This is a genomic window from Pseudomonas sp. GW822-FHT01E03, assembly GCF_058802985.1.
On record NZ_JBXAOQ010000005.1, the window covers coordinates 405,706 to 430,011 of the forward strand.

The window sequence follows — 24,306 nt, forward strand, 5'->3', positions numbered from 1 at the left end:
CCGATGAGTTCGAACAAAAAGCGCAAAGATCGGGCGCGAATGATCGATTAAATCGATTTGTCCCGCGCGGCCCAGTATTTTTCAGCGGTTTCGAAGGCCTGTTCGCGGGTCTGGCCAAGGCCACGCAGGGCCAAGGCCATGGTCGAGATCAGGGCCATTTGCGGGTAGCTGTCGACCACGTCGCCACGCCAGACCGCTTTCAAATGCTCAGGATCAAGCGAGGCAGGTTTGACGTGACGCTGCGCCGACAACTGCGGCCATTCCTCGTCCCAGCTCTCGCCCCCGGTGGTGCCGTACAGGTGACTGTCGGCGTCCGGGTTGATCTCGATCTCGCCGCCATCGCCCTTGATCACAATGGCGGTATCACCGAGCAATCCACTGGCGTCGCGATGCACGGCCTGATAACCCGGGTGGAAAATGCTCTGCAGGCCACAACGGGCGCCCAGTGGGTTGAGGATCCGCGCCAGGGAGTGGATCGGCGAGCGCAGGCCCAGGGTGTTGCGCAGATCGATCATGCGTTGCAGCTGTGGCGCCCAGTCCATCAATGGCATGAAGGCCAGGCCGCCGTTATCCAGCGCCGAACCCACCTGTTGCCAGTTACGGCACAACGGGATGTTCAATTCGCCCAGCAGTTGCTCGCTGTACAAGCGTCCGGCCGTGTGGGCGCCGCCGCCGTGCATGAAAATCCGCACGCCATTTTGCGCCAGGCACTTGGCCGCCAGCAGATACCACGGCAAGTGCCGCTTCTTGCCGGCATAGGTCGGCCAATCCAGATCCACTGCCATTGCCGGAGGATTCAGGCGTTCGCGCAAGGCTTCGGTGAAGCCCGCCATCTCCTCGAAACTTTCTTCCTTGTGCCGCAACAGCATCAGGAAGGCGCCGAGCTGGGTTTCCTCGACCTTTTCATCGAGCACCATGCCCATGGCTTCGCGGGCCTCGACCCGGGTCAGGTCACGGGCGCCGCGCTTGCCTTTGCCAAGGATCCTTACGAACTGGGCGAACGGATGCTCGGCGGGCGTTTCGAGTGTCAGTGCTGGGTAATCGGTCATAAGCAATTCGTCGGTTTGGGCAGGCCCGCCAGTTTCGCGGCGAGTTTGGCGGGAGTGCCTTTGAACAGTCGGTTCAGGTGCAGGCTGTTGCCTTTTTCCGGGCCGAGTTTCAGGGCGGTGTACTTGATCAACGGGCGGGTGGCCGGTGACAGCTGGAATTCGGCGTAGAAACTGCGCAGCAGTTCGAGGACTTCCCAGTGTTCGGGCGTCAACTCGATGTCTTCGGCAGCCGCCAGGGCACTGGCCACATCGGCGGACCAGTCACTCAGTTCGACCAGGAAACCGTCCTTGTCCAGTTCGATGGCGCGGGGGCCGACCGTCAATGCCTTCATAGCCAACTGTTGACCTTGTCGTAGTGAATCGACAGCTCGACGAAGGCCGGGTAATCGATGGCACTGGCCCAGTCTGGAACCGCAAGCGCACGGGCCTGGGCATCTTCGACCAGCACGAACAGCTTCAGGCCACGTGCGCTGAGCGCAGTGAACGGCGCGGTGCCTGGTTGCAACGCATAGGTGGCATCACCGGACAACAGCAACCCGTCGTTGGCGCCGATCACGCGCAGGCAACTGGTCAGGCGTTCGTCGCCGAACGGGGAATGAGACAACACATGCAAAGTCGACATCAGAGGGTGATCACCTGGTCGTAACGGTCAATGAGGGCGGTGATTTCGTGGGCGGCCAATACCTGGGCTTCTTCCAGCGACAGGCCGCTGGGGTCCAGGCCACGCCGGGTGATGCTGTCGCCGCAGGCGAACAGTTCCTCGACACCGAACATCGGCAGGGCTTGCAGGTTGGCGCTCAGGTCTTTCTGTTGCAGGGCCTTGGCGTTCTGACCGGCGGCCAGCTGGAACACGCCGTCATCGAGAAACAACAGGCCGATCGGCAGATCGAAAGCGCCCCCGGCCAGCACGATATCCAGCGCTTCCCGCGCGCCTGGGCCGGACCATGGCGACTGGCGGCTGATGATCAATATGGATTTGGCCATGTCATGCGCCTCCGAAACAGATCAGACGGTCGGCATCTTGCGCCGCGTCATGCAATTGGCCGAGGCCGGACAATTCCCACGGTGCGCCGACGGCTACAGCCTCACGCTGATAGCGCCTGGCTTCTTCCTCGTTCAACACGCCACGACGCAGCGCGGCGGCGATGCACACCACGCCATCAAGTTGATGGTCGCTGACAAAGGCGTGCCATTGCTTGGGCAAGTCCAGTTCATCCTGGGGCGTGACCACGCTGGCGGACGCGTTGTAGACGCCGTCCTGATAGAAAAACAGCCGGACAATCTCGTGCCCACCTGTCAGCGCGGCCTGGGCGAACAGCAGGGCGCGGCGCGAGGAGGGCGCATGGGCGGCGGAAAATACGGCGATGGCGAACTTCATGACGGACTCGATCAGCGAAACTGCCGCCATGATAATGCTTTATCGGCGGGGCGGCTAAAGTGATGTTGTCTGGGCGGGCCCCATCGCGAGCAAGCTCGCTCCCACAGTGGACGTGTGGTGGTTGCTGATTTTGTGTCCGACGCAAATCCCTTGTGGGAGCGAGCTTGCTCGCGATGAGGCCCGCATGGGTGCCGCCAAACTCAGCGCGGCATATACCCCAACTGCCAACGCCGCGGGATCTTCAACGACAACACCCCGAGCCCGGCAGCCAGCAGGCCACTGGCAAACAACGCCTTGAGCCCCAGGTGATGTTCCAGCACGGCACCGAGTACCGCGCCGGCGAACATGCCTGTCCATGGGATCAACTGCACCCGCCAGCCGCTACGGCGCTCGCCGAGCATCCAGCGGCCCAGCCCGCGGCCGAAACGCGACAGGGCACCGGTAACGTAGGTCAGGCCCACCGGCAGGCCATTCACTTCTTCCACCGCGGCGTTGAGCATGCCCATGGCGATGATCGCCGCCAGCAGGGCTGGCAGTTGCTCGTCATACGACCAGGCCGCGGCGGCGCACAGCAGGGCGGCAATGCACAGTAACAAGGGCAGGGTCCGGCGTCTGCCCAGGCGGCTGACGATAATGCCCAGCGCGTTACCGACGATGAAGGTGGCGATGAGGATCACCAGGCGCAGGGTCAACCCAAGGTCGCCAGCACTGATGGCGACCGCCATCCGGGTGGTATTGCCGCTCATGAACGAGACGAAGTCGCCGCTGGCCATGAAACCGATGGCGTCGGTCATGCCGGCGAGTACCGAGAGCATGGCCACCAGGCTCAAGCCTATGCGCCCGCGCCATTTCTGTGTGTGCAAATGACCTGGGCTGGCGTGGGTCCTGGCGGTGTTGGGCAGCATCGGCGATGGCCTCCATGAACAGTGTTTACGGTTTTATCCCATTCAACTCGCAATATTCCAGCCAGTCCATGCCGGCCATTTCCGCCACTTCCCGGTGCACTTCAAGGCGCTGCGCTTCGTAGTCCCGGGGCGTGGCGGCAGTTAACTGCAACGTCAGTTCCCAGGCGAACAACTGCTGGCGTTCAGCTTCAGCTTCAAATGCTTCGTGCAGCCGTTCTTCGCGATACTGTGCCGCCGTTTCACCCTTGGCCTGGGCCAACAGCGGGTTGAGGTGGTCGAGTTCTTCGCGCAACTCGGGGCGCGCATCGAGAAACCGCTTCAGTGCTTGCTCATGCTGCAGTTCGGTTGCCGCCATGGTCGCTCCTTGTGAACGGGTTACGAGGATTGCTTCTTACTGGCCTTGGCCGCTGCCGCCAGGCATTCGAGGGCAAACTGTTCGGTGTAGGTCATCTGGATCGGCGTGGTTTCGCCTTTGACGGTTCTTTCGCCGTCGAGGATGTAGCGAATCCGCTTGTCGGTGACGCCGATTCGCTTGGCAATCCAGGAAGGCGTCTGACCGATCTGGCTGATCAGCTTGTCGGCATATTCAGTGCTCGGTTTGTAGAACTCGGCATTAGGTGTCATCAGGTTTCCAGTCATGGGTGCGATGCGACGATATTGGCGCGACAGGGTGCGCGAATCGTTGCGCGCTGTCGCGGTATAAATGCAGTAAAGCAGAACGGTACGGCGCGCCGGGGTGATAAAGTCCGCTTTTTCCTGATGAGTGAATGCAATGCGAATTCTGATGGTGGCGCTGGCCGTGACGTTGCTGGCCGGATGCGCAGGCTCGGCGATGAACGACGCCCGCACCAAGGCCCCGTACAAGACCCTGAACTCGGAAAAACCGGGAAAAGACGTCGCCCAGTGCGTGCAGTTTTCCTGGCAGGACGAGGCCGTGTTCGGCGTCGATGCCGCTGCCTATCTGCAACCAGGGGAGAAGGGCGGCACGACGGTTTACACCCGTTCGGCGGAGTCTTTCGTCGACGTGACCACCGATGCCTCGGGCACGGTGTTGAGCTACTACGCACAGAAGGACGATTTCGTGGCCAAGCGCCGCTTGGCGGCGTTGGCGACTTGCCTGTGATCTGACGCTGTACCCCCTGTAGGAGTGAGCTTGCTCGCGATGGTCGTCAACGAAAACGCTGGATGCCTGACACCCTGCGGCATTCCGGTTTTTTTCGCGAGCAAGCTCGCTCCTACAGGGGCGGTATGGATCAGTAGCTCAAGCGTTTCTGGAAGAAGAAGTGCTTGTGGCCCGGCGGGTAATCGGCAATGTGCCCGATCTCGCTGTAGCCGCATTTCTTGTAGAACCCAGGTGCCTGGAATTCGAAGGTGTCGAGCCACAGCCCGACGCAGCGCCGTTCCCGCGCCAGGTCTTCGGCCATCTGCATCAGTTTCGAACCCAGACCCTGTCCCCGGGCCTGTTCCGGCACCACCAGCAAGTCGATGTACAGCCACTGGTAAAACAATCGGCCATGCAGGCCGCCGAGGATCTCGTCGTTGTCGTCGCGCACCAGCAAGGCGATGTGCTCGGGCACGTTGCCTTCGGCTTTCGAGCTGTTGTACGCGCGCAATGGTTTGAGAATGGCCTGGCGTTGTTCATCCGTGGGGTTTTGCGATAGTTCGATACGCAGGTTCATGGCTATATCCTTATGGCAGTGAAACCGCAGCCTAGCGTGGTCGCCGCGAATGTTCCATCAGGACAAAGCAGGTGGAACCGTCGCCTGCGCACAGATGTCACTCATTAGTACGCGTCATTCCAGAGTGCGACCGATGAGGACACGCCGTGAATATTTTCGAAGCCCTGCGCGAAAGCCATGAACGCCAACGTACTTACGCCAAAGCCCTGATCCACACCAGCGGCGACAGCCCCGAACGCGTCGAGGCCTACAAACAACTCAAGTCAGAACTGCAAGCTCACGCCACGGCCGAAGAGCGGCATTTCTACATCCCGTTGATGGAGCTCGACAACGGTGTCGACCTCAGCCGTCATGGCATCGCCGAACATCACGAAATGGACGAAATGATGGAGGAACTGGACGACACCGAGATGTCCAGCCCGGCCTGGCTGGTGACCGCGAAGAAACTCTCGGAGAAAGTGCATCATCACCTCGAGGAAGAAGAGCAGAAGTTCTTCCAGATGGCCGGCAAGCTGCTCAACGACAAACAGAAAGAGTCATTGGCCGGACAATACGAGAAGGAGTACAAGGCGCAGTTTGCCTGAGGGGGCAAAGGCTGTGCGTTTTCACTTAACATGTGGACCCTCAGACAAATCACAGGACGCGTTGTCATGTCGAACACAGCCGAGCGGGTCAACATCCTTGAGTCTCAGGTATTGTCCCACGACTGGTACCTGCTCAAGAAAATCACCTTCGATTACCAACGCAACAACGGCGAGTGGCAACGCCAGGTCCGGGAGGTCTACGACCGTGGCAATGGCGCGGCGATTCTCCTGTACAACCGCGAAAAGAAAAGCGTGGTACTGACCCGGCAATTTCGCCTGCCGGTGTTCGTCAACGGTCACGATGGGCTGTTGATCGAAGTGGCGGCGGGGCTGCTGGAAGGCGCGGCACCTGAAGACCGCATCCGCGATGAAGCGGAGGAGGAGACGGGTTACCGCGTGCACCATGTGCAGAAGGTGTTCGAGGCGTACATGAGCCCCGGTTCGGTGACGGAAAAACTGCACTTCTTCATTGCAGAATACGACGCGAAGTCGAAAGTCAGCGACGGTGGCGGGCTGGAGGCGGAAACCGAAGAGCTGGAAGTGCTGGAGTGGACGTTCGAGGACGCGCTCGAAGCATTTTACCGTGGCGAAATCTGCGACGCCAAGACCATCATGCTGTTGCAGTATGCGGCGATGAAAAACCTTTTCGCCCCAACCTGACCCTGTGGCGGAAGGGCTTTTGTGGCGAGGGGGCTTGCCCCCGTTCGGCTGCGAAGCAGTCGTAAAAAAACGGAGAACGCGACCTTCCTGGAATTCAGGGGTGTATGGATTTGGGACCGCTGCGCAGTCCAACGGGGGCAAGCCCCCTCGCCACAAAGATGCAGTGCGTCCCTAAAACAAATCATCCATGCGACTGGCGCCTGACCACTCGCAGCCCTCCAGGGTCAGCAACAACGCCTTCGCCTCAAGCCCACCGGCAAACCCGGTGAGCTTGCCCGACGCGCCAATCACCCGATGACAGGGCGCCACGATCGAAATCGGGTTCTTGCCATTCGCCGCACCCACCGCCCTGACCGCTGCCGGGTTACCGATCTGTTCGGCGATCTGGCTGTAGCTGCGCGTCTCGCCGAACGGGATGGTCAGCAGCGCCGCCCAGACCTTCTTCTGAAATTCCGTGCCGGCAAAATCCAGATCCAGTTCGAAGCGATCGCGGGTGCCGGAAAAATATTCGCGTAGCTGCGCAGCCGTGCGCACCAGGATCGGATTGTCCGGCGCTTCGCTCATCGCTCCCAGGCGCACCCGCCCGGGTTTGTCGTTTTCCCAGAGGATGGCCGCCAGTCGTGAGCCGTTCGCGACCAGCTTCAACTGGCCCACGGGGGAGGCCACGGTGGTGCAGGTATAGGTCATGCCAGGGCTCGCGCAAAATTGCTGAACAGGCGTTAAGGATACTGCCTCGGCGGGGAGGCGCAATACGTAATCCCGACCATACTTGCCTACTGCTTTCGAAACGTTCCCCTGTTTAATAACAAGAAGAGACCGACTCATGAAGTACGAACCTTTTGCCAAATCGCTGATTGCGACCTCCTTGGCGCTCAGCTGCCTGACTGCTCATGCCGCCTCCGTGGCCCCGGCTACCGGGGAAAATGGCATGGTGGTCACGGCCCAGCACCTGGCCAGCCATGTGGGCGTGGATGTGCTCAAGAACGGCGGCAATGCCGTGGATGCGGCGGTCGCGGTCGGCTATGCGCTGGCAGTGGTGTACCCCGCGGCAGGCAACCTTGGCGGCGGTGGTTTCATGACCATTCAACTGGCGGACGGGCGCAAGACCTTCCTCGACTTCCGTGAAAAAGCCCCTCTCGCCGCAACCGCCAACATGTACCTGGACAAGGAGGGCAACGTCGTCCCCGATCTGAGTACCCGTGGTCATCTGGCCGTGGGCGTGCCGGGCACCGTTTCGGGCATGGAACTGGCGCTGTCCAAGTACGGCACCAAGCCGCGCAAGGAAATCATCGCCCCGGCCATCAAACTGGCCGAAGACGGTTTCGTGCTGGAGCAGGGGGATGTCGATCTGCTGGACTACGCCACCGACATGTTCAAGAAGGACATCAAGGATTCCGGCTCGATCTTCTTGAGCAACGGCGAGCCGATGCAGGTCGGCCAGAAACTGGTGCAAAAGGACCTGAGCAAGACCTTGCGGGAGATCTCCGACAAAGGCGCCGACGGTTTCTATAAAGGCTGGGTGGCCGATGCCATCGTCACCTCCAGTCAGGCCAACAAGGGCATCATCACCCAGGCCGACCTCGACAAATACAAGACCCGTGAACTGGCGCCCATCGAGTGCGACTACCGTGGCTACCACGTGGTTTCCGCACCGCCACCGAGCTCCGGTGGCGTGGTGATCTGCGAGATCATGAACATCCTCGAAGGCTACCCGATGAAGGAACTGGGCTACCACTCGGCCCAGGGCATGCACTATCAGATCGAGGCGATGCGCCACGCCTATGTGGACCGCAACAGTTACCTGGGCGACCCGGATTTCGTGAAGAACCCGATTGCCCACCTGCTGGATAAAAACTACGCGACCAAGCTGCGCGAGGCGATCAAACCACAAAAAGCCGCGGTATCCAGTGAACTCAAGCCCGGCGTAGCGCCCCATGAAGGCAGCAACACCACCCATTACTCCATCGTCGACAAGTGGGGCAACGCAGTGTCGGTGACCTACACACTCAACGACTGGTTCGGAGCCGGCGTGATGGCGAGCAAGACCGGGGTCATCCTCAACGATGAAATGGACGACTTCACCTCGAAGATCGGCGTACCGAACATGTACGGCCTGGTGCAGGGCGAGGCCAACGCCATCGCGCCCGGCAAAGCGCCGCTGTCATCCATGAGCCCGACCATCGTCACCAAGGACGGCAAAGTGGTGATGGTGGTCGGCACTCCGGGCGGCAGCCGCATCATCACCGCGACATTGCTGACCATGCTCAACGTGATCGACTACGGCATGAACATCCAGGAGGCGGTGGATGCACCGCGTTTCCACCAACAGTGGCTGCCGGAGGAGACCAACCTGGAAACCTTCACCACCAGCCCGGACACGGTGAAAATCCTCGAGAGCTGGGGCCACAAGTTCACCGGTCCCCAGGATGCCAACCACCTGGCGGCGATCCTTGTCGGCGCGCCATCCCTGGGTGGCAAACCGGTAGGCAATAACCGTTTCTACGGGGCGAACGACCCACGGCGTAACACCGGGTTGTCTCTGGGTTATTGAGGGTTGTGTCTGGAGGGGGACGGGCTTATGTTCGTCTCCTGACCCCTCGACATATCAAGGAAGGAAATCATGACCACTGCGTTGTTAATCATCGATGTCCAACAGGCTTTGTGTTCCGGGGAGTACGAGTGCTTCGAGATTGGACGGGTCATCAACACCATCAATGACCTGTCTGCCCGGGCGCGCAAGGCCGGCGTTCCGGTGGTGCTGATCCAGCATGAAGAAGCGGGCAGTCCGCTGGCGCATGACGCTGCCGGCTGGCAAGTGGCGGAAGGGCTGCAAACCTCGCCAAAGGACCACCGCGTGCGCAAGACCACCGGGGATTCGTTCTATCAGACCAACCTGCAACAGTTGGTGCCGGTACAGGACTTCGAACGCCTGGTCATCTGCGGCCTGCAGACCGACTATTGCGTCAACGCCACCGTGCGCCAGGCCCTGAAGCTGGGCTACGACGTGGTGTTGGCGGCAGACGCACATTCCACCGTCGACAACGGCAACCTGACCGCCGAAGACATCATTTCCGAGCACAACAAGGACCTGGCGCACCTGACCGGTTCCGTGGCGCGGATCGACGTGGTTCCGGCCAAGGATATCCACTTCTGAAACCACCGCATTTCCCCTGTGGGAGCGAGCTTGCTCGCGATGACGTCATTACAGCCAGCATTGATGTCGGCTGAACCACCGCTATCGCGAGCAAGCTCGCTCCCACAGTGATTTCGGTTGCTGGAAGATGTTGCGTACACCCACTAACCCCGTGGGAGCGAGCTTGCTCGCGATGGCGTCATTACAGCCAGCATCGGGTTGACTGACCCACCGCTCCCACAGGACCTACACCGCTCCGAAAATCTCGATCAGCTCGTTCAGGAACGCACTCACCAGGTCCCGCTGCCGCGCCGAATGCCGCACCGCCGCATGAAAACTTACCTCATAGCGCAGCAGATCCGGGTTCAGCGGGTGCAACTGCCCCAGCTGTTCATGCCGGGTCGCGTAGTGCTGCGGCAGAAACCCCAGGTGCTGGCCAGACAGAATCAGCAGGGCCGCGCCGTCCATGCTGTCGGTGAGCACGGTCAGGCGTTCGATGGAGGTGGGGGCCGGCATTTCCGGCAACGGATGGCTCGGCCAGACCCAGTCAAACCCGCTGACATCTTCCCGGGTCAGCGCGCCAACCTGCTCGAACAGTGGATGCGAGGGCGCGCAGTAGGCAATCTGGGTTTCCGGGAACAGCGGGAAATAATCGATGCTGGGCAAGCGGTGCCAGAAGTAACCGATGGCCAGGTCGATATGGCCATTGATGATTTTTTCTTCCAGCAGCGACGACGACAGCTCGGTGAAGTGGAAGTACAGCCCCTCGTGCCGCGCCCGCAAACGGGCAATGGCCTGGCCGATTTTCCTGTTCGCCACCGGGTCGATTTGCCCTAGCAAACCGATGTTGATACTGCCCGAGACTTTGCGGTTGATGTGCTGCACTTCCACCCGGAAGCCCTCGGCCGCCGCCAGCAAGCGCCGGGCTGCCTCGATGAATTGAGTACCTTTGGGCGTTACCGAAAACCCGCCACGTCCGCGTTCGCACAGGCGGAAACCGACCCGCGCTTCCAGCGTTGCCAGTTGCGCGCTGATCGTGGGTTGCGTGGTGTTGAGAGCGGTTTGTGCCGCCGAGATGCCGCCCGCTTCGACGACGGTCAGAAATACCCGGATCAGACGCAGATCCAGCTCCGTTACAGTTCCCAGCATGGGGGCTCCCGATTCTCGCTTACATAGATACTGATCTATGTGAACAGTGTGCCTGCGATATTTTACTGCCAGAACTCACGCCCTACATTGCCGTGAAACCAGCGTCATCGTCAGCTTTTTCTGGAGTTTCACCTGACCTGGACGTCGTAGCGAGCGCTGTACCCACAAAAACAACAAACAACAGCATAGGAACAATCGTATGTCAGGTTCCCCAGTGTCTGCGCACGCCACCGAGGCGAGCGGCGGGTTGGCCATCGAAGGCCACTCCATCGATTACATTCCGGAAAACGAACGTCACGCCAAACTCAGCAGCCAGGGCCCATTCTGGTTCCTCGGCAATTTCCACTTCTTCACCATCTCCATCGGCTTTGTCGGCCCGAGCCTCGGCTTGTCGGCGCTGTGGACCATGCTCGCCGGTGCCCTGGGCATCATGTTCGGCACCATTTTCATGGCGTTCCACGGCTCCCAGGGCCCGGAAATGGGCCTGCCGCAGATGATCCAGTCCCGTGCGCAGTTCGGTTATCGCGGGGTGATCCTGGCGTTGATGGCGACGATGTTTGTGTTCGTGGGTTTCAACGTGGTGAACATCTCGCTGATCATGAACGGCCTTGAACATGTGTTCGGCATCGACCCGACCATCGTCGCCGTGGCCGTGGTGCTGATCGGCGCACTGTTGTCGATCTACGGCCACGACCTGATGCACAAGGCCTTCAAGTGGGCCTTGCTGGCGACCTTGCCGCTGTACGCACTGGTGACCATCGCGCTGATGTTCGGCGCAGGTTCCGAAGGCGTCACCCCGACAACCGACCTGGGCTTCAACTGGGTGGCCTTCGCCACGTTGTTCGCCATCGGTGCCAGCTACAACATTTCCTATGCACCCTACGTGTCCGACTATTCCCGTTACCTGCCGAAAAATACCAGCCGGACGAAACTGATTGCGGCGGTGTTCATCGGCGCCTCGTTGTCGGGCAGCTGGATGATCGGCCTCGGTGCCTGGCTGGCGCAGCAATTGAACGCGGCGGATGCGCTGGTGGCGTTGAATCAGGTCGGCTCGTCGATGATTCCAGGGCTGGGCAATCTGCTGGTGATCGTTTCGGTGGCGGGCTTCCTGCCGATCATCGCGCTCAACACCTACAGCGCCATGCTGACGCTGCTGACCGGCGTCGACTCGATCAAAAAAATCACCCCGACACCCCGCGCCCGTGTGCTGTCGATCAGTGTGATCAGCGTCATCCTGTTGACCTGCGTGCTGTCGATCAAAGGTGACGGCATCGCTCTGCTGAACACCTTCCTGGTGTTGCTGCTGTACTTCCTCGTGCCGTGGACCGCCGTCAACCTGGTGGACTACTTCTTCGTGCGCAAGGGCCGTTATGCGATCCCGCATTTCTTCACGCCAAAAGGCATCTACGGCGCCTGGCAATTTCGCGGCATCGTTTCGTACCTGATCGGCTTCGCCGCGATGGTGCCGTTCTTCTACATCTTCAACGCAGCGGCCAACAAGGAAGTGTTCGTTGGTCCGCTGGCGCGGATGCTTGAAGGCGTGGACATCGCCTGGCTGGTGGGGCTTGTGGTGTCGGGGCTGACCTACTACCTGCTCAGTCGCTCGATTGATCTGGCCGCCGAACGCCGGGTGATCGACGCGCTGAGCGAAAGCGACATCGTCGCCATGACCCATTCATCTGCGGAGACAGTGCGTTGAACAACGCTAAAAACACAGTGGTCGCCTGCTGCCAACTGGCACCGAAAATAGGCGACCTGGCCTACAACCGCACGCTCACCGAACGCGCGATTCGCCAGGCAGCCTTTCAGGGCGCGCAAGTCGTCGTGCTGCCCGAACTGGTGCAGAGCGGCTATCTGTTTGCCGACCGCTTTGAGGCGCTGGGCCTGGCGGAAACCGTTGATGGTCCGACCTTGCAACTGTGGCAGGCCCTGGCCCGTGAGTTGAACCTGGTGATCGTCGGCGGCTTCTGCGAGCGCCTGCCCGCTGATGAATTGGCCAACAGCGCGGCGATGATCGACGCCAACGGCCTGCGCGCGGTGTACCGCAAGGCGCATCTGTGGGATGCCGAGAAGGACATCTTCACGGCCGGCGATGCGCCACCGCCGGTGGTCGAAACGGTGCATGGACGGCTCGGCATGCTGATTTGCTACGACCTGGAGTTCCCCGAGTGGGTGCGTCTTCCGGCGTTGGCCGGGGCCGATCTGTTGTGCGCGCCGGTCAACTGGCCCGACGGTCCGCGGCCGCAGACCGAGCGCCCGGCCGAAGTGCTGCGGGTGCAGGCCAATGCCTCGGTGAACCGCATGTTCATTGCGGCATGCGATCGCTATGGCCATGAACGTGGGGTTGGCTGGGTGCAAGGATCGGTGATCGTCGATGCCGACGGTTACCCCTTGGCGGGGCCGGCGGAGCAGGGCGGCGAGCAGTTGTTGCTGGCTACCCTGAACCTCGCCGAGGCGCGCAACAAGCGCATCAGTGCGCGCAATGACCTGCATCGGGACCGGCGGCCGCAGTTGTACGGCTGAGCGGTTGTTGTAACTGCTGATGTCACGGCGAGCTGGACGCCATTCCCGGCGCTATGGCATCGTCCCGGCAACAGACCATGCAGTGAACGGGATCGCCATGATGGAGGAGGGGAACAAGGTCGGCGACGACGGGGCGTTGGCCACGCTGAAGGCGTTCAATCATTGCGTATTGCACCTGGGGCGGCTGGCGCGGGAGAGCGGGGCGTCGCGGTTCATCGCCGATGGCCTGCAGGCATTCGGTCAGCTGGTGCCCTTCGCATCTGCCTGGTGGGGCGAAATGTCTGCACCAGGTCCTGAGGTGCCCATGCAAAGCTGGATGCATGGCAGCATCAATCTTCCTGAATCCTTTGCCGCCGAATGGCATCCGGTGGCGGCCAACGATCAATTCTCCTACGCCACGCTCAATCGTCCCGGTGAGGTGGTATGCGACACGGGTTTCAACGACCCTTGCGAGGCGGTCAATGATTTCGCCCGGCGCTTCGACCTCTATCACTTGATGAGCATCACCTACGAATTGCCCGAAAGCGGCCTGATGTTTTTCGTCTGTCTCTACCGGGGGCAGGATGAACAGGCGTTCGAGGAGAACGAAGCCGAGCTGTTTTTGGCGTTCTGCGATCACCTGTTCCAGCTGTGGCGGTTTCAGGTGCAGGACATGATTCGCTTCGACAGCGAAAACGGCGCGAGTGATTTTGGTGTCGCGCGCATGGACGGCAGTCTGCTCTATGTGGGGGCCAGGTTGTGCGTCGCCATCCAGCGCGAACTGCCCGGCTGGAGCGGTTCCACGCTGCCACCGGAGGTGATCGCGCAATTGTCCAAAGCCCCCTGCGTGATCCGTCTGGGCCGCTGCGCCCTGACCCTGAGCCCCAACGCCGAACACGTCATCCTGTCCCTGGAAGCACCCTCGGGCGGGGACGGCCTGGCACCTCGGGAGCGCACGGCGGCGATGCTGTTCGCCGCGGGCCACTCCTACAAGGAAATCGCCAGAATGCTCGCCTTGAGCCCGTCGACCGTGCGCACCTACCTGCGCAATTGCTACTTGCAACTCGGTGTGAAAAGCAAGGTGGAACTGGGCTCGGTCCTGCGTTCGCCGGGCGCGCTGGCGGAGTCCGTGCGCCGGGACTGATCCCCGCCGTTTCAATTATTTGCCTGACCCCTCCTCATTTGCAGAGGTCCATTCGCGCGCTGCGCCCTATAGGGTAGGCCTTGTCTATACAAGGGCTTGCGCAGTCGCTTCGGGCCGCTTCAAAACAATAAGAACAGGGGTGAGGCATTTGAGACTTTCCAGGTTGTTCATCGCCGTTGCATCGACAACGGCGTTTTCCTGCGTGGCGTTGGGCGCGACGCCCGCCGACACGGTCATGCGCAATGGCTACGTCTACACCGTCGATGGCCAGAATTCCGTGCAGCAGGCCATTGCCATTTCAGGTGGCAAGATCGTCTACGTCGGCAGCGATGCCGGGGTCGACGGCTACATCGGCAAGCAGACACAACTGATCGACCTGGCCGGACGCATGCTGATGCCGGGCTTCGTCGATGCACACATGCACCCCGGGGATGGCGGTCGAGCCATGACCTTGTGCGACCTGAAATACCAGACCATGGCCCGCGCGCAGTTTCAGGCAAGCATCCAGGCCTGCCTCGATGCCGAAAAGGACAAGGGCCCGGACGTGTGGCTCGAAGTGGGCAGCTGGGACCGCATGGGCATGACCGGGCTCGACGGCGATGCCGACAAATCGACCCTGGACGCGCTCAAGACCCAGCGTCCGATCCAGGTGCGCTCCACCGATTTCCACACCGTGCTGACCAACTCCCGCGGCCTGGAACTGGCCGGGATCAACAAGAACACCGCCGACCCCGAGGACGGCAAATACCGACGCGACAGCGCCGGCAACCCGAACGGTATTTGTGAAGACGGCGCCGCCGAATCGTTGGCCGCCGTGGTGCCGCCGGCGACCGACGCGGAAAAACTCAATCAGATGCGAGCGGCCCTCGACGCCATGCGCCAGCAAGGCATCACCAGTTTCTTCGATGCGCTGGCGGGGTCGGAAAACGGCAAGGCCTTCACCAGTCTGCAAAAGTCCGGCGAACTGACCGCCCGGGCCTTGCTGGCGATCAAGCTGGACCCGGCCGCCGCGGCCGCCGACCCGGTGAAAACCATCGCCGAGGCCAAGGCCCTGGCCAGCACCTACGACCAGGGCGACGTGAAGGTCGCGCCGGGCGTGAGCATGCGCCACGTCAAACTGTTCTTGGACGGCATCATCAATGCCCCGGCGGACACCGGCGCCATGTTGACCCCGTACCTGCACAACAGCGGCACCGACAAGGCGCCGCAGTGGACGCCGGGCAAGAACCTGGGCGAGCTGTACTTCCCGCCGCAGGTGCTCAATCCACTGGTGCTGCAAGCGGTCAAGGCCGGTCTCGATCCGCACCTGCACGCCACCGGCGAGCGTGCGGTGCGCGACGCTCTGGACAGCGTTGCCTACGTGCGTCAGCAACTGCCCGGTCAAGACTTCCGCCCGGCCATCGCTCACGCCGAGTCAGTCGACCCTGCCGATTACGCACGTTTCAAGGCTCTGGACGTCACGGCCACCATGTCGTTCCAGTGGGCGCAGCAGGCCCCGTCCACGGTCGACGGTACCAGCGATCACCTCGGTGCCGCGCGATTTGCGCGCATGGAACCCTCGGGCAGCATCGCCCATGCCGGCGGTCGCGTGGCCTTTGGCAGCGATTGGCCGGTCGATCCGCTGGATGAATTCCTGGCGCTGAAAGTCGGTGTCACCCGTTCCGGCGACCCGAGCAATCCGCACAGCTATGGCCCCAAATATGCCGGGCGACTCAACGCCGATCCGGCGCTGTCGCGAGCCGAGGTGCTGCGCAGCATCACCCTCAGTTCCGCCGAACAACTGAAGCTGGACGCGGTGCTGGGCTCGGTCGAAGTCGGCAAGTTCGCTGACCTGATCGTGCTCGACAAGAACTTCATGCAGGTGCCCGAGGAGGAGCTGGGCCGTAATGACGTGCTGCTGACGCTGGTCGGCGGCAAGGTCGTGTGGGCCAAGGCGCCGTTCCTGGGACTGGCGCCACAGGTTGTTTCCCAAGTTGTCACTTCTCGATCCGTCCAATAAAAACTAGAGAGCGTTCCGATGCGATTTATTCCAAACCTGTTGGCCGCCGCGCTGGCCTTGTCGTCGGTGCAGGCGATGGCCGCCGCTGACCTGGTGTTGTTCAACGGCAAGGTCTTTACTGCCGAACCCGGCCAGGCGCTGGTGCAGGCTGTTGCGGTGCAAGACGGCAAGATTCTGAAAGTGGGCAGCGATGCCGAAATCAATGCCCTGGCCGATGCCAAGACCCAGCGCATCGACCTGGCGGGCAAGGTGCTGATGCCAGGCATGATCGACACCCACAGCCACCCGGTGGTGGGCGCTTTCGACAGCATGAAAGCCAACCTGCTGGACGAGGTCAAACCCTTGCCGGAACTGGAGCAATGGTTGATCGAGGAAGACAAGGCTGGACGCGCACGCGCCGGTGATGTGATCAGCGTGGCCGGGGTCAGTTCGGCTTACTGGGAGAAAAGCCGTGAACTGGGCAAGGTGTTCAACCAGGGACGCTGGGCGGATCAACCGATTGTCTTCAGTGGCATCGACGGGCACACCGGTTGGGCCAACAACGCGATGCTCAAACGCCTGGACATCGACGCGGCGCTGGTCAAGAGCCTGCCGGAAAAGGAACGCGGTTACATCGGCCATGAAGCGGACTTCACTCCTAACGGCTACTTTGCCGAATCCCGCTGGGACGTGGTGCGTAACGGGATTCCGGCGCCCACCCCGGAGGCCATGCTCAAGGCCGCTCGCGAGGCGGTGAAGATCAACAATCAATTCGGCGTCACCGCCTGGATGGACGCGGCGGCGAACGGCGGCAGTGAAGATTCGCTGTTCGATTTCCATGCCACCGCCGAAAGTGTCGGCGTGCTGCCGCTGTACAAGGAACTGGCGCAGAACGGCGAACTCAGTGCCCACGTCGCCGCGCTGATGGTCACCAATCCGAAGAGCAAACCTGCCGACCTGGAGGTGATCGCCACGGTGATGAAACAGTTCGAGGGCGTGCCTAACCTGACGTTCCCCGGCGTCAAGGTGTTTGTCGACGGCATTCTCGAATTCCCGGGGCAAACAGCGGCGGTCGTCGTGCCGTACAAGAACAGCCACAAGGACGGTCAGCTGCTGACCGACCCGGCGCACTTTGGCGAACTGGTGGTGGCAGCGGAAAAACGCGGCTGGATCGTGCACATGCATGCCGTCGGCGACCGCGCGGTGCGTGAAGCGCTCAATGGCGTGGCGTATGCGCGCAAACTCAGCCCGACACCCGTGCCCCACAGCATCGCGCACCTGCAACTGGTCAACCCCAAGGAGTTTGCGCGCTTCAAGCAACTGGGCGTGATTGCCTCGATGCAACTGCTGTGGGCCACCGGCGAGTCCTACACCGTCGAACTGGTCAAACCTTACATCAGCGCCTTTGCCTACGGTTACCAGTATCCCGCGCGGTCCTTGCATAACGCCGGCGCGACGATTGCCGGTGGCAGCGACTGGCCGGTGTCGAGCGCCAATCCGTTCAACGCCATTGCCCAGGCCAGCACGCGCAAGGGGCCGTTGGGTGTACTCAATGCCAAGGAAAGCATCGACCGCCAGACCATGTTCTACGCTTACACCATCAACGCGGCGAAAACCCTGCGCCTGGATCAGCAGATCGGTTCGCTGGCTCCGGGCAAGCAGGCCGACCTGATCATCCTCGACCGCGACGTGTTCAAAGTCAGCGATGACGACCTGTTCGAAACCAAAGTCCTGAACACCTTCTTCGCCGGCAAGCAGGTCTACGCCCCCGCGTCCTGACCTGCGTACACCCAGCACACGCAAAAAACCGCCAGCCCCTCGTAGCGCGAGGGGCCTGGCATCGCCATGCCTGAAATTCCCGTACGCCATAACAACAAGAGAACTGTATGAACGCACTTTCAGCATTGACCCTCGCGACACTGGCATTGATCCCCCTGAGCAGCCAGGCCCTGACCCTCAACGATGATTTCAGCCTGGACATGACCCTGGGCGTCGTCAGCGACTACCGTACCCGGGGCATCTCGCAAACCTTGGGCGATCCGGCAGTGCAGGGCGGCGCAACGCTGTTGCACAGCAGCGGCCTGTACATCGGAGCCTGGACCTCCAACGTCGATTTCGGCGGCGGCTTCGATACCCGCCAGGAGCTTGAGTACTACGCCGGTTATTACTGGCAGGCGACGGATGCCATCAGCCTGGATCTGGGCTACATCAAGTACGACTACCCGAAAAATTCCGACTTCAACCTCAGCGAGGTCTACGCCGTCCTCGACCTGTACGGCGTGAAGCTGGGTGCCTATTACTCCAAGGACACGCCGAACTTCTTCGGCGAGGACCAGGACACCCTTTACACCTACCTGGGCTACAAAATCGATTTGCCGGCCGAAGTCGGCCTGGACCTGCGCTTTGGGCGCAACGATGTGAATGACCCCGCGTTCTGGTCCGCCAATGGCGATAGCCGTGAGTCTTACTACGAGTGGGAAGCCAAGCTGACCCGCGACTTCGTCGGCGTCACCTGGGGCCTGAGCTATATCGACACGGACTTGTCGAAAAGCGAGTGCGCCAGTTGGTACGGCTATGACGACCTGTGCTCGGCCACGGTCGTTGCCAGTGCCACCAAGACCTTCTAAGTTCAGCCCCGACAACAAAAACAGTTCCTCAAAGGAAACACCCTCATGAGTGCGCAACGCAGTCCCCTGATCGAGACCCGCTCAATCGATTTCATTCCCGAGGCTGAGCGACACGGCAGCCTCTATAGCCAGTTCACCTTGTGGCTCGGCGCCAACCTGCAGATCACCGCCATCGTCACTGGCGCCCTGGCCGTGGTGCTGGGCGGCGATGTGTTCTGGTCGCTGATCGGCCTGTTGATCGGGCAAGTGTTGGGCGGTGCCGTGGTGGCGCTGCACGCGGCGCAGGGGCCGAAGCTCGGGCTGCCGCAGATGATCTCCAGCCGAGTGCAGTTCGGGGTGTATGGCGCGGCGATCCCGATTGTCCTGGTGTGCCTGATGTACCTGGGGTTCAGCGCCACCGGCGCGGTGCTGTCGGGGCAGGCGATCGCGCAGTTGATCAGTGTCAGCGACAGCACCGGCATCCTGATTTTCGCGGCCTGCATCGCGTTCCTGACGATCTTCGGTTATCGGGTGATTCACCTGGTCGGGCGGGTGGCCAGCGTGCTGGGCATCATCGCGTTCGCCTACCTGTTCACCCGGTTGATGACCCTCAACGACATCGGCCTGCTGCTCGATAACCGTCATTTCGGCTGGAGCACTTTCCTGCTGGCGGTGTCGCTCTCGGCATCCTGGCAGATCGCCTTCGGCCCCTACGTGGCGGACTACTCACGTTACCTGCCGAGCAAGACTTCGTCCTGGAAAACCTTCGCCGCCGTGGGCCTTGGCACCGTGCTGGGGGCCCAGACTTCGATGGTGCTGGGGGTGTTCGCCGCCGCACTGGCCGGGGCGAATTTCCGTGGGCACGAAGTGGCGACCATTGTCGGCCTGGGCAGTAGCGGTGTGATCGCGTCCTTGCTGTACCTGAGCATTGTGTTCGGCAAGGTCACGGTGTCCACCCTCAACGCCTATGGCAGTTTCATGTGCATCGCCACCATCATCAGCGGCTTTCGTCGTCGCCTGGAAATCACCGCCCGCCAGCGCATGCTGTTTGTGCTGCTGATCGTCGCGGCGTCCACCGCGCTGGCATTGCTGGGGCAGTACTCGTTCCTCAACTCGTTCAAGTACTTCATCCTGTTTTTGCTGACGTTCTTCACCCCGTGGAGTGCGATCAACCTGGTGGATTACTACTTCATCAACAAGGAACGTTACGACATTCCTGCGTTGTCCGACCCGAACGGTCGCTACGGTCGCTGGAACGTGCTGGGGATCAGCGTGTACGTGATCGGCGTATTGATCCAGTTGCCCTTTGTCGACACCCATTTCTACTCCGGGCCGATGGTTGCGCAGCTGGGCGGCGTGGATATTTCCTGGATCGTCGGGCTGCTGGTGCCGGGTGTGATCTATTACGCGCTGGCCAAGCCGTCGATGAGTGGCGTGGTGGTTGAGCGGGGTTAATTCCCGCATTTGTGGCGAGAGGGCTTTTGTGGCGAGGGGGCTTGCCCCCGTTGGACTGCGTAGCAGTCCCTTTTTTGGGTGCACTTCGTGCCCCAACGGGGCGATGCGGCGTTCCGACAAGCCCCCTCGCCACAGGGTTCAGCGTTTACTCGCGTTCGGGAAGTTCCCAGCGCAGGCGCAACTGTTCGTACTGCGCTTCGGGCAGTTGCACCAGCATCGGGAATTTTCCCGGGTCCAGCCAGTTGAGCAACCGCGCGATATCCGCCGGGGCCATGGCGGTGCAGCCGCGAGTCGGTGCGGTGGGTCCGCGCCAGATGTGGAAGAAAATGCATGATCCGGCAGCGGGAGTGGCCAGGGTGTTGTGCCGGATGAAAATGCCCTGGCGATACAAGTCATCGCTGCGGCGCATGCGTTCGGAACTGTTCCAGTCTCTTGCAATGACCGAGCTGTCGACCAGCTCGTTGTAGCGAGCCGACTGGCTGTCGTCCACGCATTCGATGGTCGCTGTCAGCGCCAGGTAGGGCAGGCGGGTATTGGCCGAAGGCTCGTAGCCAAACGCCGTGCCCAGGCTGAACATCCCGGCCGGCGCCTTGCCGTCGCCTTCCTTTTTGATCGGCCCTTCAGGTCGCCCGGGGTTGAGTTGGCCCTTGCCCCAGCCCATCCCATTCTTGCCGAGCACCACTGCAAAGGGCGCTTCGAATTTCTGCAAGGTTTGCCCGTGCCGTTCATAGCGCTGGGCAGTACCCTGGATGTCATCCCAGTCTTTACTGGTGACCACGATCAGTTGGTCACTGCCGTCGAGCCCTTGGGCCATTGCGGCCAGCGGAAAAAACGCCACCAACAGGGTCTTGAAGAGAATGTTCATGGTGCGAGCGGCGTGATGGGGAAGTTCATGACGTCCGGCTTCGGCGGATTCCCGCTGTACGTGAAGTGCCACCACTCGGCCGAATAACCCACAAAGCCTTCCTTGGCCATGGCACTGGTCAGCCGCTGGCGATTGGCCTTGGCCGTGGCGTTGATCAGTGCCGAGTCGGTGTGCGCCCGCTCATCGAAGCAATCGAAACCGGTGCCCATGTCGAGCGCGCCGTCGTGCCAGCGCTCGCCGTAGGGGGCGGTGCAATCCGCCGGTATCGCCGAAGGTGTCCAGGTGTCGGCGGGCAGGGCGTCGGGGCCGGTCAGGGTCAGGTCGACGGTGTTGCCTCGAGAGTGATTGGACACCCGCGCGACATAACCCAGGCGCCAGAAGTCCTGCTTGTCGACCCGTGGATAGAACTCGGTCTTGAGCGGGTCGCCGGGTTCGCTGGCGAAGCGTCCCATGTCCGCCACCGCGCGGGTCGGGCGATAGCAGTCGAATACCTTCAAGCCGTAGCCTTCGGCTTTCAGTGAGTTTTGCACTCGGGCTAACGCCTTCGCCGCATCCTCCGACAGCAGGCACTCCGCCGCCTGGTAGCCGTCGAGCGGGTGCCCGGTGAAGTTGTGCGCGCTGGCGTAGCGGATGTCTTGCGCGATGCCCGGGTCGACGCTGCGCACATACACCATGTGCCCGGGTTTCGACTCGTCGGCCATGCACGGCGTGGCAAGGCTCAGGCACAGCAACATCAGACAGGGTGAACGCGACATCGGGAACGGCTCCATGCATGACCAGTCATTCCATCATGGCTTGAAACCGTCCGTACCTCCATGAAGTTGTTGATCGGCGTGATAGGACGAACGCACCAGCGGCCCGGATGCCACGTTCTTGAAACCCATGCGCGTGCCTTCCTCGGCGAACCAGGCAAAGGTGTCCGGGTGCACGAAGCGCTGTACCGGCAAGTGACTGCGGGACGGTTGCAGGTACTGGCCGAGGGTCAGCATGTCGATATCGTGCTCGCGCATGCGCTGCATGACTTCGATGACTTCTTCGTCGGTCTCGCCCAGACCCAGCATCAGGCCGGACTTGGTCGGAATGTGCGGCATCATCTGCTTGAATTTCTGCAGCAGGTCCAGCGACCACTCGAAGTCCGAACCCGGCCGCGCGGCCTTGTACAGGCGCGGTACCGTTTCCAGGTTGTGGTTGAACACATCCGGCGGCTCATGGGCGGTGATCGCCAGGGCCACGTCCATGCGTCCGCGATAATCCGGCACCAGGGTTTCCAGTTGAATGCCGGGCGACAGCTTGCGGATCTCGCGCAGGCAATCGACAAAGTGTTGGGCGCCGCCGTCGCGCAAATCGTCACGGTCCACCGAGGTGATCACCACGTACTTCAGGCGCAGCTCGGCGATGGCCACGGCCAGGTTCATCGGCTCGTTGGCGTCCAGCGGCTTGGGCCGGCCATGGCCGACATCGCAGAACGGACAGCGACGGGTGCAGATGTCGCCCATGATCATGAAGGTCGCCGTGCCACCGGAGAAGCACTCGCCCAGGTTCGGGCAGGACGCCTCTTCGCAGACGCTGTGCAGCTTGTGTTTGCGCAACAGTTGCTTGATGCGGTCGACCTCGGGAGAGATCGGCATGCGCACGCGAATCCAGTCGGGTTTGCGCGGGAATTCATCCGTGGGAATGATCTTCACCGGAATCCGCGCAACCTTTTGCGCACCGCGCAGTTTGGTGCCGACCTCCACTTTGGCTGGACCTTTTTGCGCCGCTTCAGCAATGACAGTCATGGTTTTTCCTTGTGCAGACAGCTAATCAGGCAGGGCACGGAACCTGTGGGAGCGAGCTTGCTCGCGATGGCGGACTTTCATTCAACATCAATGCTGAATGCATTGGCCTCATCGCGAGCAAGCTCGCTCCCACAGGGTTTTTCCCACAGGTTTTTTGTGTGGTGTGATCAGTCGCGGTAGACCGGGAAGTCCGCGCACAGGGCGGCAGCCTGCCGTGCGACATTGGCCTCGATATCGGCATCGCCGAGGTGATCGAGGATGTCGCAGATCCAGCCAGCCAGGGCAATGCTCTGCGCTTCCTTGAAGCCACGGCTGGTGATCGCCGGGGTACCGATACGCAGGCCGGAGGTCACGAACGGCGATTGCGGATCGTTGGGCACGGCGTTCTTGTTCACGGTGATGCCGGCGCGACCGAGGGCGGCGTCGGCGTCCTTGCCGGTCAGGCCCTGGCGGATCAGGCTGACCAGGAACAGATGGTTGTCGGTGCCGCCGGACACCACGTCATAACCACGCGCGATAAACACCTGCGCCATGGCCTGGGCGTTGCGGATCACCTGCGACTGATAGGTCTTGAATGCCGGCTCCAGCGCTTCCTTGAAGCACACGGCCTTGGCGGCGATCACGTGCATCAGCGGGCCACCCTGACCACCCGGGAACACCGCGGCGTTGAGCTTCTTCTCCAGTTCCGGATTGGCCTTGGCCAGAATCAGACCACCACGGGGGCCGCGCAGGGTCTTGTGGGTGGTGGTGGTGACTACGTCGGCGTAGGGCAGGGGATTGGGGTACAGACCGGTCGCCACCAGGCCGGCGACGTGGGCCATGTCGACGAAGAAGTACGCACCGATCTTGTCCGCAATCTGGCGGAAGCGCGGGAAGTCCAGGGTCTTCGAATAGGCCGAGAACCCGGCGATGATCATCTTCGGCTTGTGCTCGACCGCCAGGCGCTCGACTTCGTCGTAATCAATCAGGCCCGTGGTGGTGTCGATGCCGTATTGCACGGCGTTGTACAGCTTGCCGGAAAAGCTCACCTTGGCGCCGTGGGTCAGGTGACCGCCGTGGGCCAGGCTCATGCCGAGCACGGTGTCGCCGGCTTGCAGCAGGGCCAGATAAACCGCCGCGTTGGCCTGGCTGCCGGAGTGCGGCTGGACGTTGGCATAATCGGCACCGAACAGCTGCCTGGCGCGGTCGATGGCCAATTGCTCTACCACATCGGCGTGCTCGCAACCGCCGTAATAGCGCTTGCCCGGATAGCCTTCGGCGTACTTGTTGGTCAGGCCGCTGCCCTGGGCTTGCATCACCCGCTGGCTGGTGTAGTTCTCCGAGGCGATCAGTTCGATATGGTGTTCCTGCCGTGCATCCTCGGCGTTCATCGCCGCGAGCAGTTCGTCGTCGTAGCCTTTGATCTGGTCGTGCTTGCTGAACATGGTGTGGTCCTTTTTCG

27 protein-coding genes are annotated in these 24,306 nt (G+C 61.6%); 12 read left to right on the forward strand and 15 right to left on the reverse strand.

Translation table 11 applies throughout. The features are described 5' to 3' along the window. Window positions 1–47 precede the first annotated feature (47 nt). From AC1RP7_RS13070 to AC1RP7_RS13105, 8 genes are all read right to left on the reverse strand, one after another. Window positions 48–1,049 carry a glycosyl transferase family protein gene (locus tag AC1RP7_RS13070; protein WP_057714178.1) on the reverse strand — a complete coding sequence of 334 codons (1,002 nt, stop codon included), beginning with the start codon at window positions 1,047–1,049 and terminating at the stop codon, window positions 48–50. Next, window positions 1,046–1,381 carry a TusE/DsrC/DsvC family sulfur relay protein gene (locus AC1RP7_RS13075; protein ID WP_057714179.1) on the reverse strand — a complete coding sequence of 112 codons (336 nt, stop codon included), beginning with the start codon at window positions 1,379–1,381 and terminating at the stop codon, window positions 1,046–1,048. The genes AC1RP7_RS13070 and AC1RP7_RS13075 overlap by 4 nt, the downstream gene beginning before the upstream one ends. After that, window positions 1,378–1,671, reverse strand: a complete 294-nt coding sequence (tusB, locus tag AC1RP7_RS13080) for a sulfurtransferase complex subunit TusB (RefSeq protein WP_218496216.1) — start codon at window positions 1,669–1,671, stop codon at window positions 1,378–1,380. The genes AC1RP7_RS13075 and tusB overlap by 4 nt, the downstream gene beginning before the upstream one ends. Further along, on the reverse strand, window positions 1,671–2,033 hold the full coding sequence (gene tusC, locus AC1RP7_RS13085; protein WP_218496218.1) for a sulfurtransferase complex subunit TusC: 363 nt from the start codon (window positions 2,031–2,033) through the stop codon (window positions 1,671–1,673). The genes tusB and tusC overlap by 1 nt, the downstream gene beginning before the upstream one ends. A gap of 1 nt (window position 2,034) precedes the next feature. After that, the gene (tusD, locus tag AC1RP7_RS13090; protein WP_493180767.1) at window positions 2,035–2,427 is read right to left on the reverse strand and encodes a sulfurtransferase complex subunit TusD; all 393 of its coding nucleotides are present in this window, start codon (window positions 2,425–2,427) and stop codon (window positions 2,035–2,037) included. A 200-nt stretch (window positions 2,428–2,627) separates the two neighbouring features. Next, the gene (locus tag AC1RP7_RS13095) at window positions 2,628–3,332 is read right to left on the reverse strand and encodes a YoaK family protein (protein ID WP_154908735.1); all 705 of its coding nucleotides are present in this window, start codon (window positions 3,330–3,332) and stop codon (window positions 2,628–2,630) included. 25 nt (window positions 3,333–3,357) lie between these two features. Then, the gene (locus tag AC1RP7_RS13100) at window positions 3,358–3,687 is read right to left on the reverse strand and encodes a DUF6388 family protein (RefSeq protein ID WP_057714183.1); all 330 of its coding nucleotides are present in this window, start codon (window positions 3,685–3,687) and stop codon (window positions 3,358–3,360) included. Between the two features lie 20 nt (window positions 3,688–3,707). After that, on the reverse strand, window positions 3,708–3,956 hold the full coding sequence (locus tag AC1RP7_RS13105; RefSeq protein WP_008015571.1) for a hypothetical protein: 249 nt from the start codon (window positions 3,954–3,956) through the stop codon (window positions 3,708–3,710). A 148-nt stretch (window positions 3,957–4,104) separates the two neighbouring features. Between AC1RP7_RS13105 and AC1RP7_RS13110 the strand changes: the two genes are divergently transcribed. Then, window positions 4,105–4,455: a hypothetical protein gene (locus tag AC1RP7_RS13110; RefSeq protein WP_090456593.1), complete on the forward strand. Its 351-nt coding sequence runs from the start codon at window positions 4,105–4,107 to the stop codon at window positions 4,453–4,455. Window positions 4,456–4,585: 130 nt separating this feature from the next. On the opposite strand, the gene AC1RP7_RS13115 is transcribed toward AC1RP7_RS13110, so the two are convergent. After that, complete coding sequence (locus AC1RP7_RS13115; protein ID WP_090456591.1) at window positions 4,586–5,011, reverse strand: GNAT family N-acetyltransferase; 426 nt, start codon at window positions 5,009–5,011, stop codon at window positions 4,586–4,588. 146 nt (window positions 5,012–5,157) lie between these two features. Here AC1RP7_RS13115 and AC1RP7_RS13120 point away from each other — a divergent pair, with 146 nt between their 5' ends. Together AC1RP7_RS13120 and AC1RP7_RS13125 are read left to right on the forward strand one after the other, a co-directional pair. Further along, window positions 5,158–5,595, forward strand: coding sequence for a hemerythrin domain-containing protein (locus AC1RP7_RS13120; RefSeq protein WP_349735589.1), 438 nt, complete (start codon window positions 5,158–5,160; stop codon window positions 5,593–5,595). A gap of 66 nt (window positions 5,596–5,661) precedes the next feature. Then, entirely contained in the window at window positions 5,662–6,255 is a 594-nt protein-coding gene (locus tag AC1RP7_RS13125; RefSeq protein WP_493180768.1) for an NUDIX domain-containing protein, read from the forward strand. Between the two features lie 171 nt (window positions 6,256–6,426). On the opposite strand, the gene AC1RP7_RS13130 is transcribed toward AC1RP7_RS13125, so the two are convergent. Continuing rightward, on the reverse strand, window positions 6,427–6,942 hold the full coding sequence (locus tag AC1RP7_RS13130) for a methylated-DNA--[protein]-cysteine S-methyltransferase (RefSeq protein ID WP_349735591.1): 516 nt from the start codon (window positions 6,940–6,942) through the stop codon (window positions 6,427–6,429). Window positions 6,943–7,078: 136 nt separating this feature from the next. Between AC1RP7_RS13130 and ggt the strand changes: the two genes are divergently transcribed. After that, window positions 7,079–8,806, forward strand: coding sequence for a gamma-glutamyltransferase (gene ggt, locus AC1RP7_RS13135; protein WP_349735593.1), 1,728 nt, complete (start codon window positions 7,079–7,081; stop codon window positions 8,804–8,806). 69 nt (window positions 8,807–8,875) lie between these two features. After that, window positions 8,876–9,409 carry a cysteine hydrolase family protein gene (locus AC1RP7_RS13140; RefSeq protein WP_493180769.1) on the forward strand — a complete coding sequence of 178 codons (534 nt, stop codon included), beginning with the start codon at window positions 8,876–8,878 and terminating at the stop codon, window positions 9,407–9,409. Between the two features lie 225 nt (window positions 9,410–9,634). On the opposite strand, the gene AC1RP7_RS13145 is transcribed toward AC1RP7_RS13140, so the two are convergent. After that, a complete protein-coding gene (locus AC1RP7_RS13145) occupies window positions 9,635–10,537 on the reverse strand; it encodes a LysR family transcriptional regulator (RefSeq protein ID WP_218496235.1) in 903 nt (300 codons plus the stop codon). Window positions 10,538–10,736: 199 nt separating this feature from the next. On the opposite strand from AC1RP7_RS13145, the gene AC1RP7_RS13150 reads away from it, so the two are divergent. The 7 genes from AC1RP7_RS13150 to AC1RP7_RS13180 all read left to right on the forward strand — a co-directional run bounded on the left by AC1RP7_RS13150 (window position 10,737) and on the right by AC1RP7_RS13180 (window position 20,222). Then, window positions 10,737–12,236: a purine-cytosine permease family protein gene (locus tag AC1RP7_RS13150; RefSeq protein WP_493180770.1), complete on the forward strand. Its 1,500-nt coding sequence runs from the start codon at window positions 10,737–10,739 to the stop codon at window positions 12,234–12,236. Beyond that, window positions 12,233–13,060 (forward strand): nitrilase family protein, encoded by an 828-nt coding sequence (locus AC1RP7_RS13155; RefSeq protein ID WP_493180771.1) that lies wholly within the window; start codon window positions 12,233–12,235, stop codon window positions 13,058–13,060. Before AC1RP7_RS13150 ends, AC1RP7_RS13155 begins: the two co-directional genes overlap by 4 nt. Window positions 13,061–13,160: 100 nt before the next feature. Next, a complete protein-coding gene (locus AC1RP7_RS13160) occupies window positions 13,161–14,183 on the forward strand; it encodes a helix-turn-helix transcriptional regulator (RefSeq protein WP_493181010.1) in 1,023 nt (340 codons plus the stop codon). A 148-nt stretch (window positions 14,184–14,331) separates the two neighbouring features. Continuing rightward, window positions 14,332–16,182 carry an amidohydrolase gene (locus AC1RP7_RS13165; protein WP_493180772.1) on the forward strand — a complete coding sequence of 617 codons (1,851 nt, stop codon included), beginning with the start codon at window positions 14,332–14,334 and terminating at the stop codon, window positions 16,180–16,182. 18 nt (window positions 16,183–16,200) lie between these two features. Next, window positions 16,201–17,940: an amidohydrolase gene (locus tag AC1RP7_RS13170; protein ID WP_492624302.1), complete on the forward strand. Its 1,740-nt coding sequence runs from the start codon at window positions 16,201–16,203 to the stop codon at window positions 17,938–17,940. Between the two features lie 107 nt (window positions 17,941–18,047). Further along, window positions 18,048–18,788, forward strand: a complete 741-nt coding sequence (locus tag AC1RP7_RS13175; RefSeq protein ID WP_150814730.1) for a TorF family putative porin — start codon at window positions 18,048–18,050, stop codon at window positions 18,786–18,788. 45 nt (window positions 18,789–18,833) lie between these two features. Beyond that, window positions 18,834–20,222: a purine-cytosine permease family protein gene (locus tag AC1RP7_RS13180; protein WP_493180773.1), complete on the forward strand. Its 1,389-nt coding sequence runs from the start codon at window positions 18,834–18,836 to the stop codon at window positions 20,220–20,222. Window positions 20,223–20,367: 145 nt separating this feature from the next. On the opposite strand, the gene AC1RP7_RS13185 is transcribed toward AC1RP7_RS13180, so the two are convergent. The 4 genes from AC1RP7_RS13185 to glyA all read right to left on the reverse strand — a co-directional run bounded on the left by AC1RP7_RS13185 (window position 20,368) and on the right by glyA (window position 24,289). After that, window positions 20,368–21,087: a L,D-transpeptidase family protein gene (locus AC1RP7_RS13185; RefSeq protein ID WP_493180774.1), complete on the reverse strand. Its 720-nt coding sequence runs from the start codon at window positions 21,085–21,087 to the stop codon at window positions 20,368–20,370. Next, on the reverse strand, window positions 21,084–21,842 hold the full coding sequence (locus AC1RP7_RS13190) for a M15 family metallopeptidase (RefSeq protein ID WP_154861329.1): 759 nt from the start codon (window positions 21,840–21,842) through the stop codon (window positions 21,084–21,086). The genes AC1RP7_RS13185 and AC1RP7_RS13190 overlap by 4 nt, the downstream gene beginning before the upstream one ends. A 33-nt stretch (window positions 21,843–21,875) precedes the next feature. Beyond that, complete coding sequence (lipA, locus tag AC1RP7_RS13195) at window positions 21,876–22,865, reverse strand: lipoyl synthase (protein WP_057714201.1); 990 nt, start codon at window positions 22,863–22,865, stop codon at window positions 21,876–21,878. 167 nt (window positions 22,866–23,032) lie between these two features. Next, entirely contained in the window at window positions 23,033–24,289 is a 1,257-nt protein-coding gene (gene glyA, locus AC1RP7_RS13200; protein ID WP_493180775.1) for a serine hydroxymethyltransferase, read from the reverse strand. Window positions 24,290–24,306: the final 17 nt, after the last annotated feature.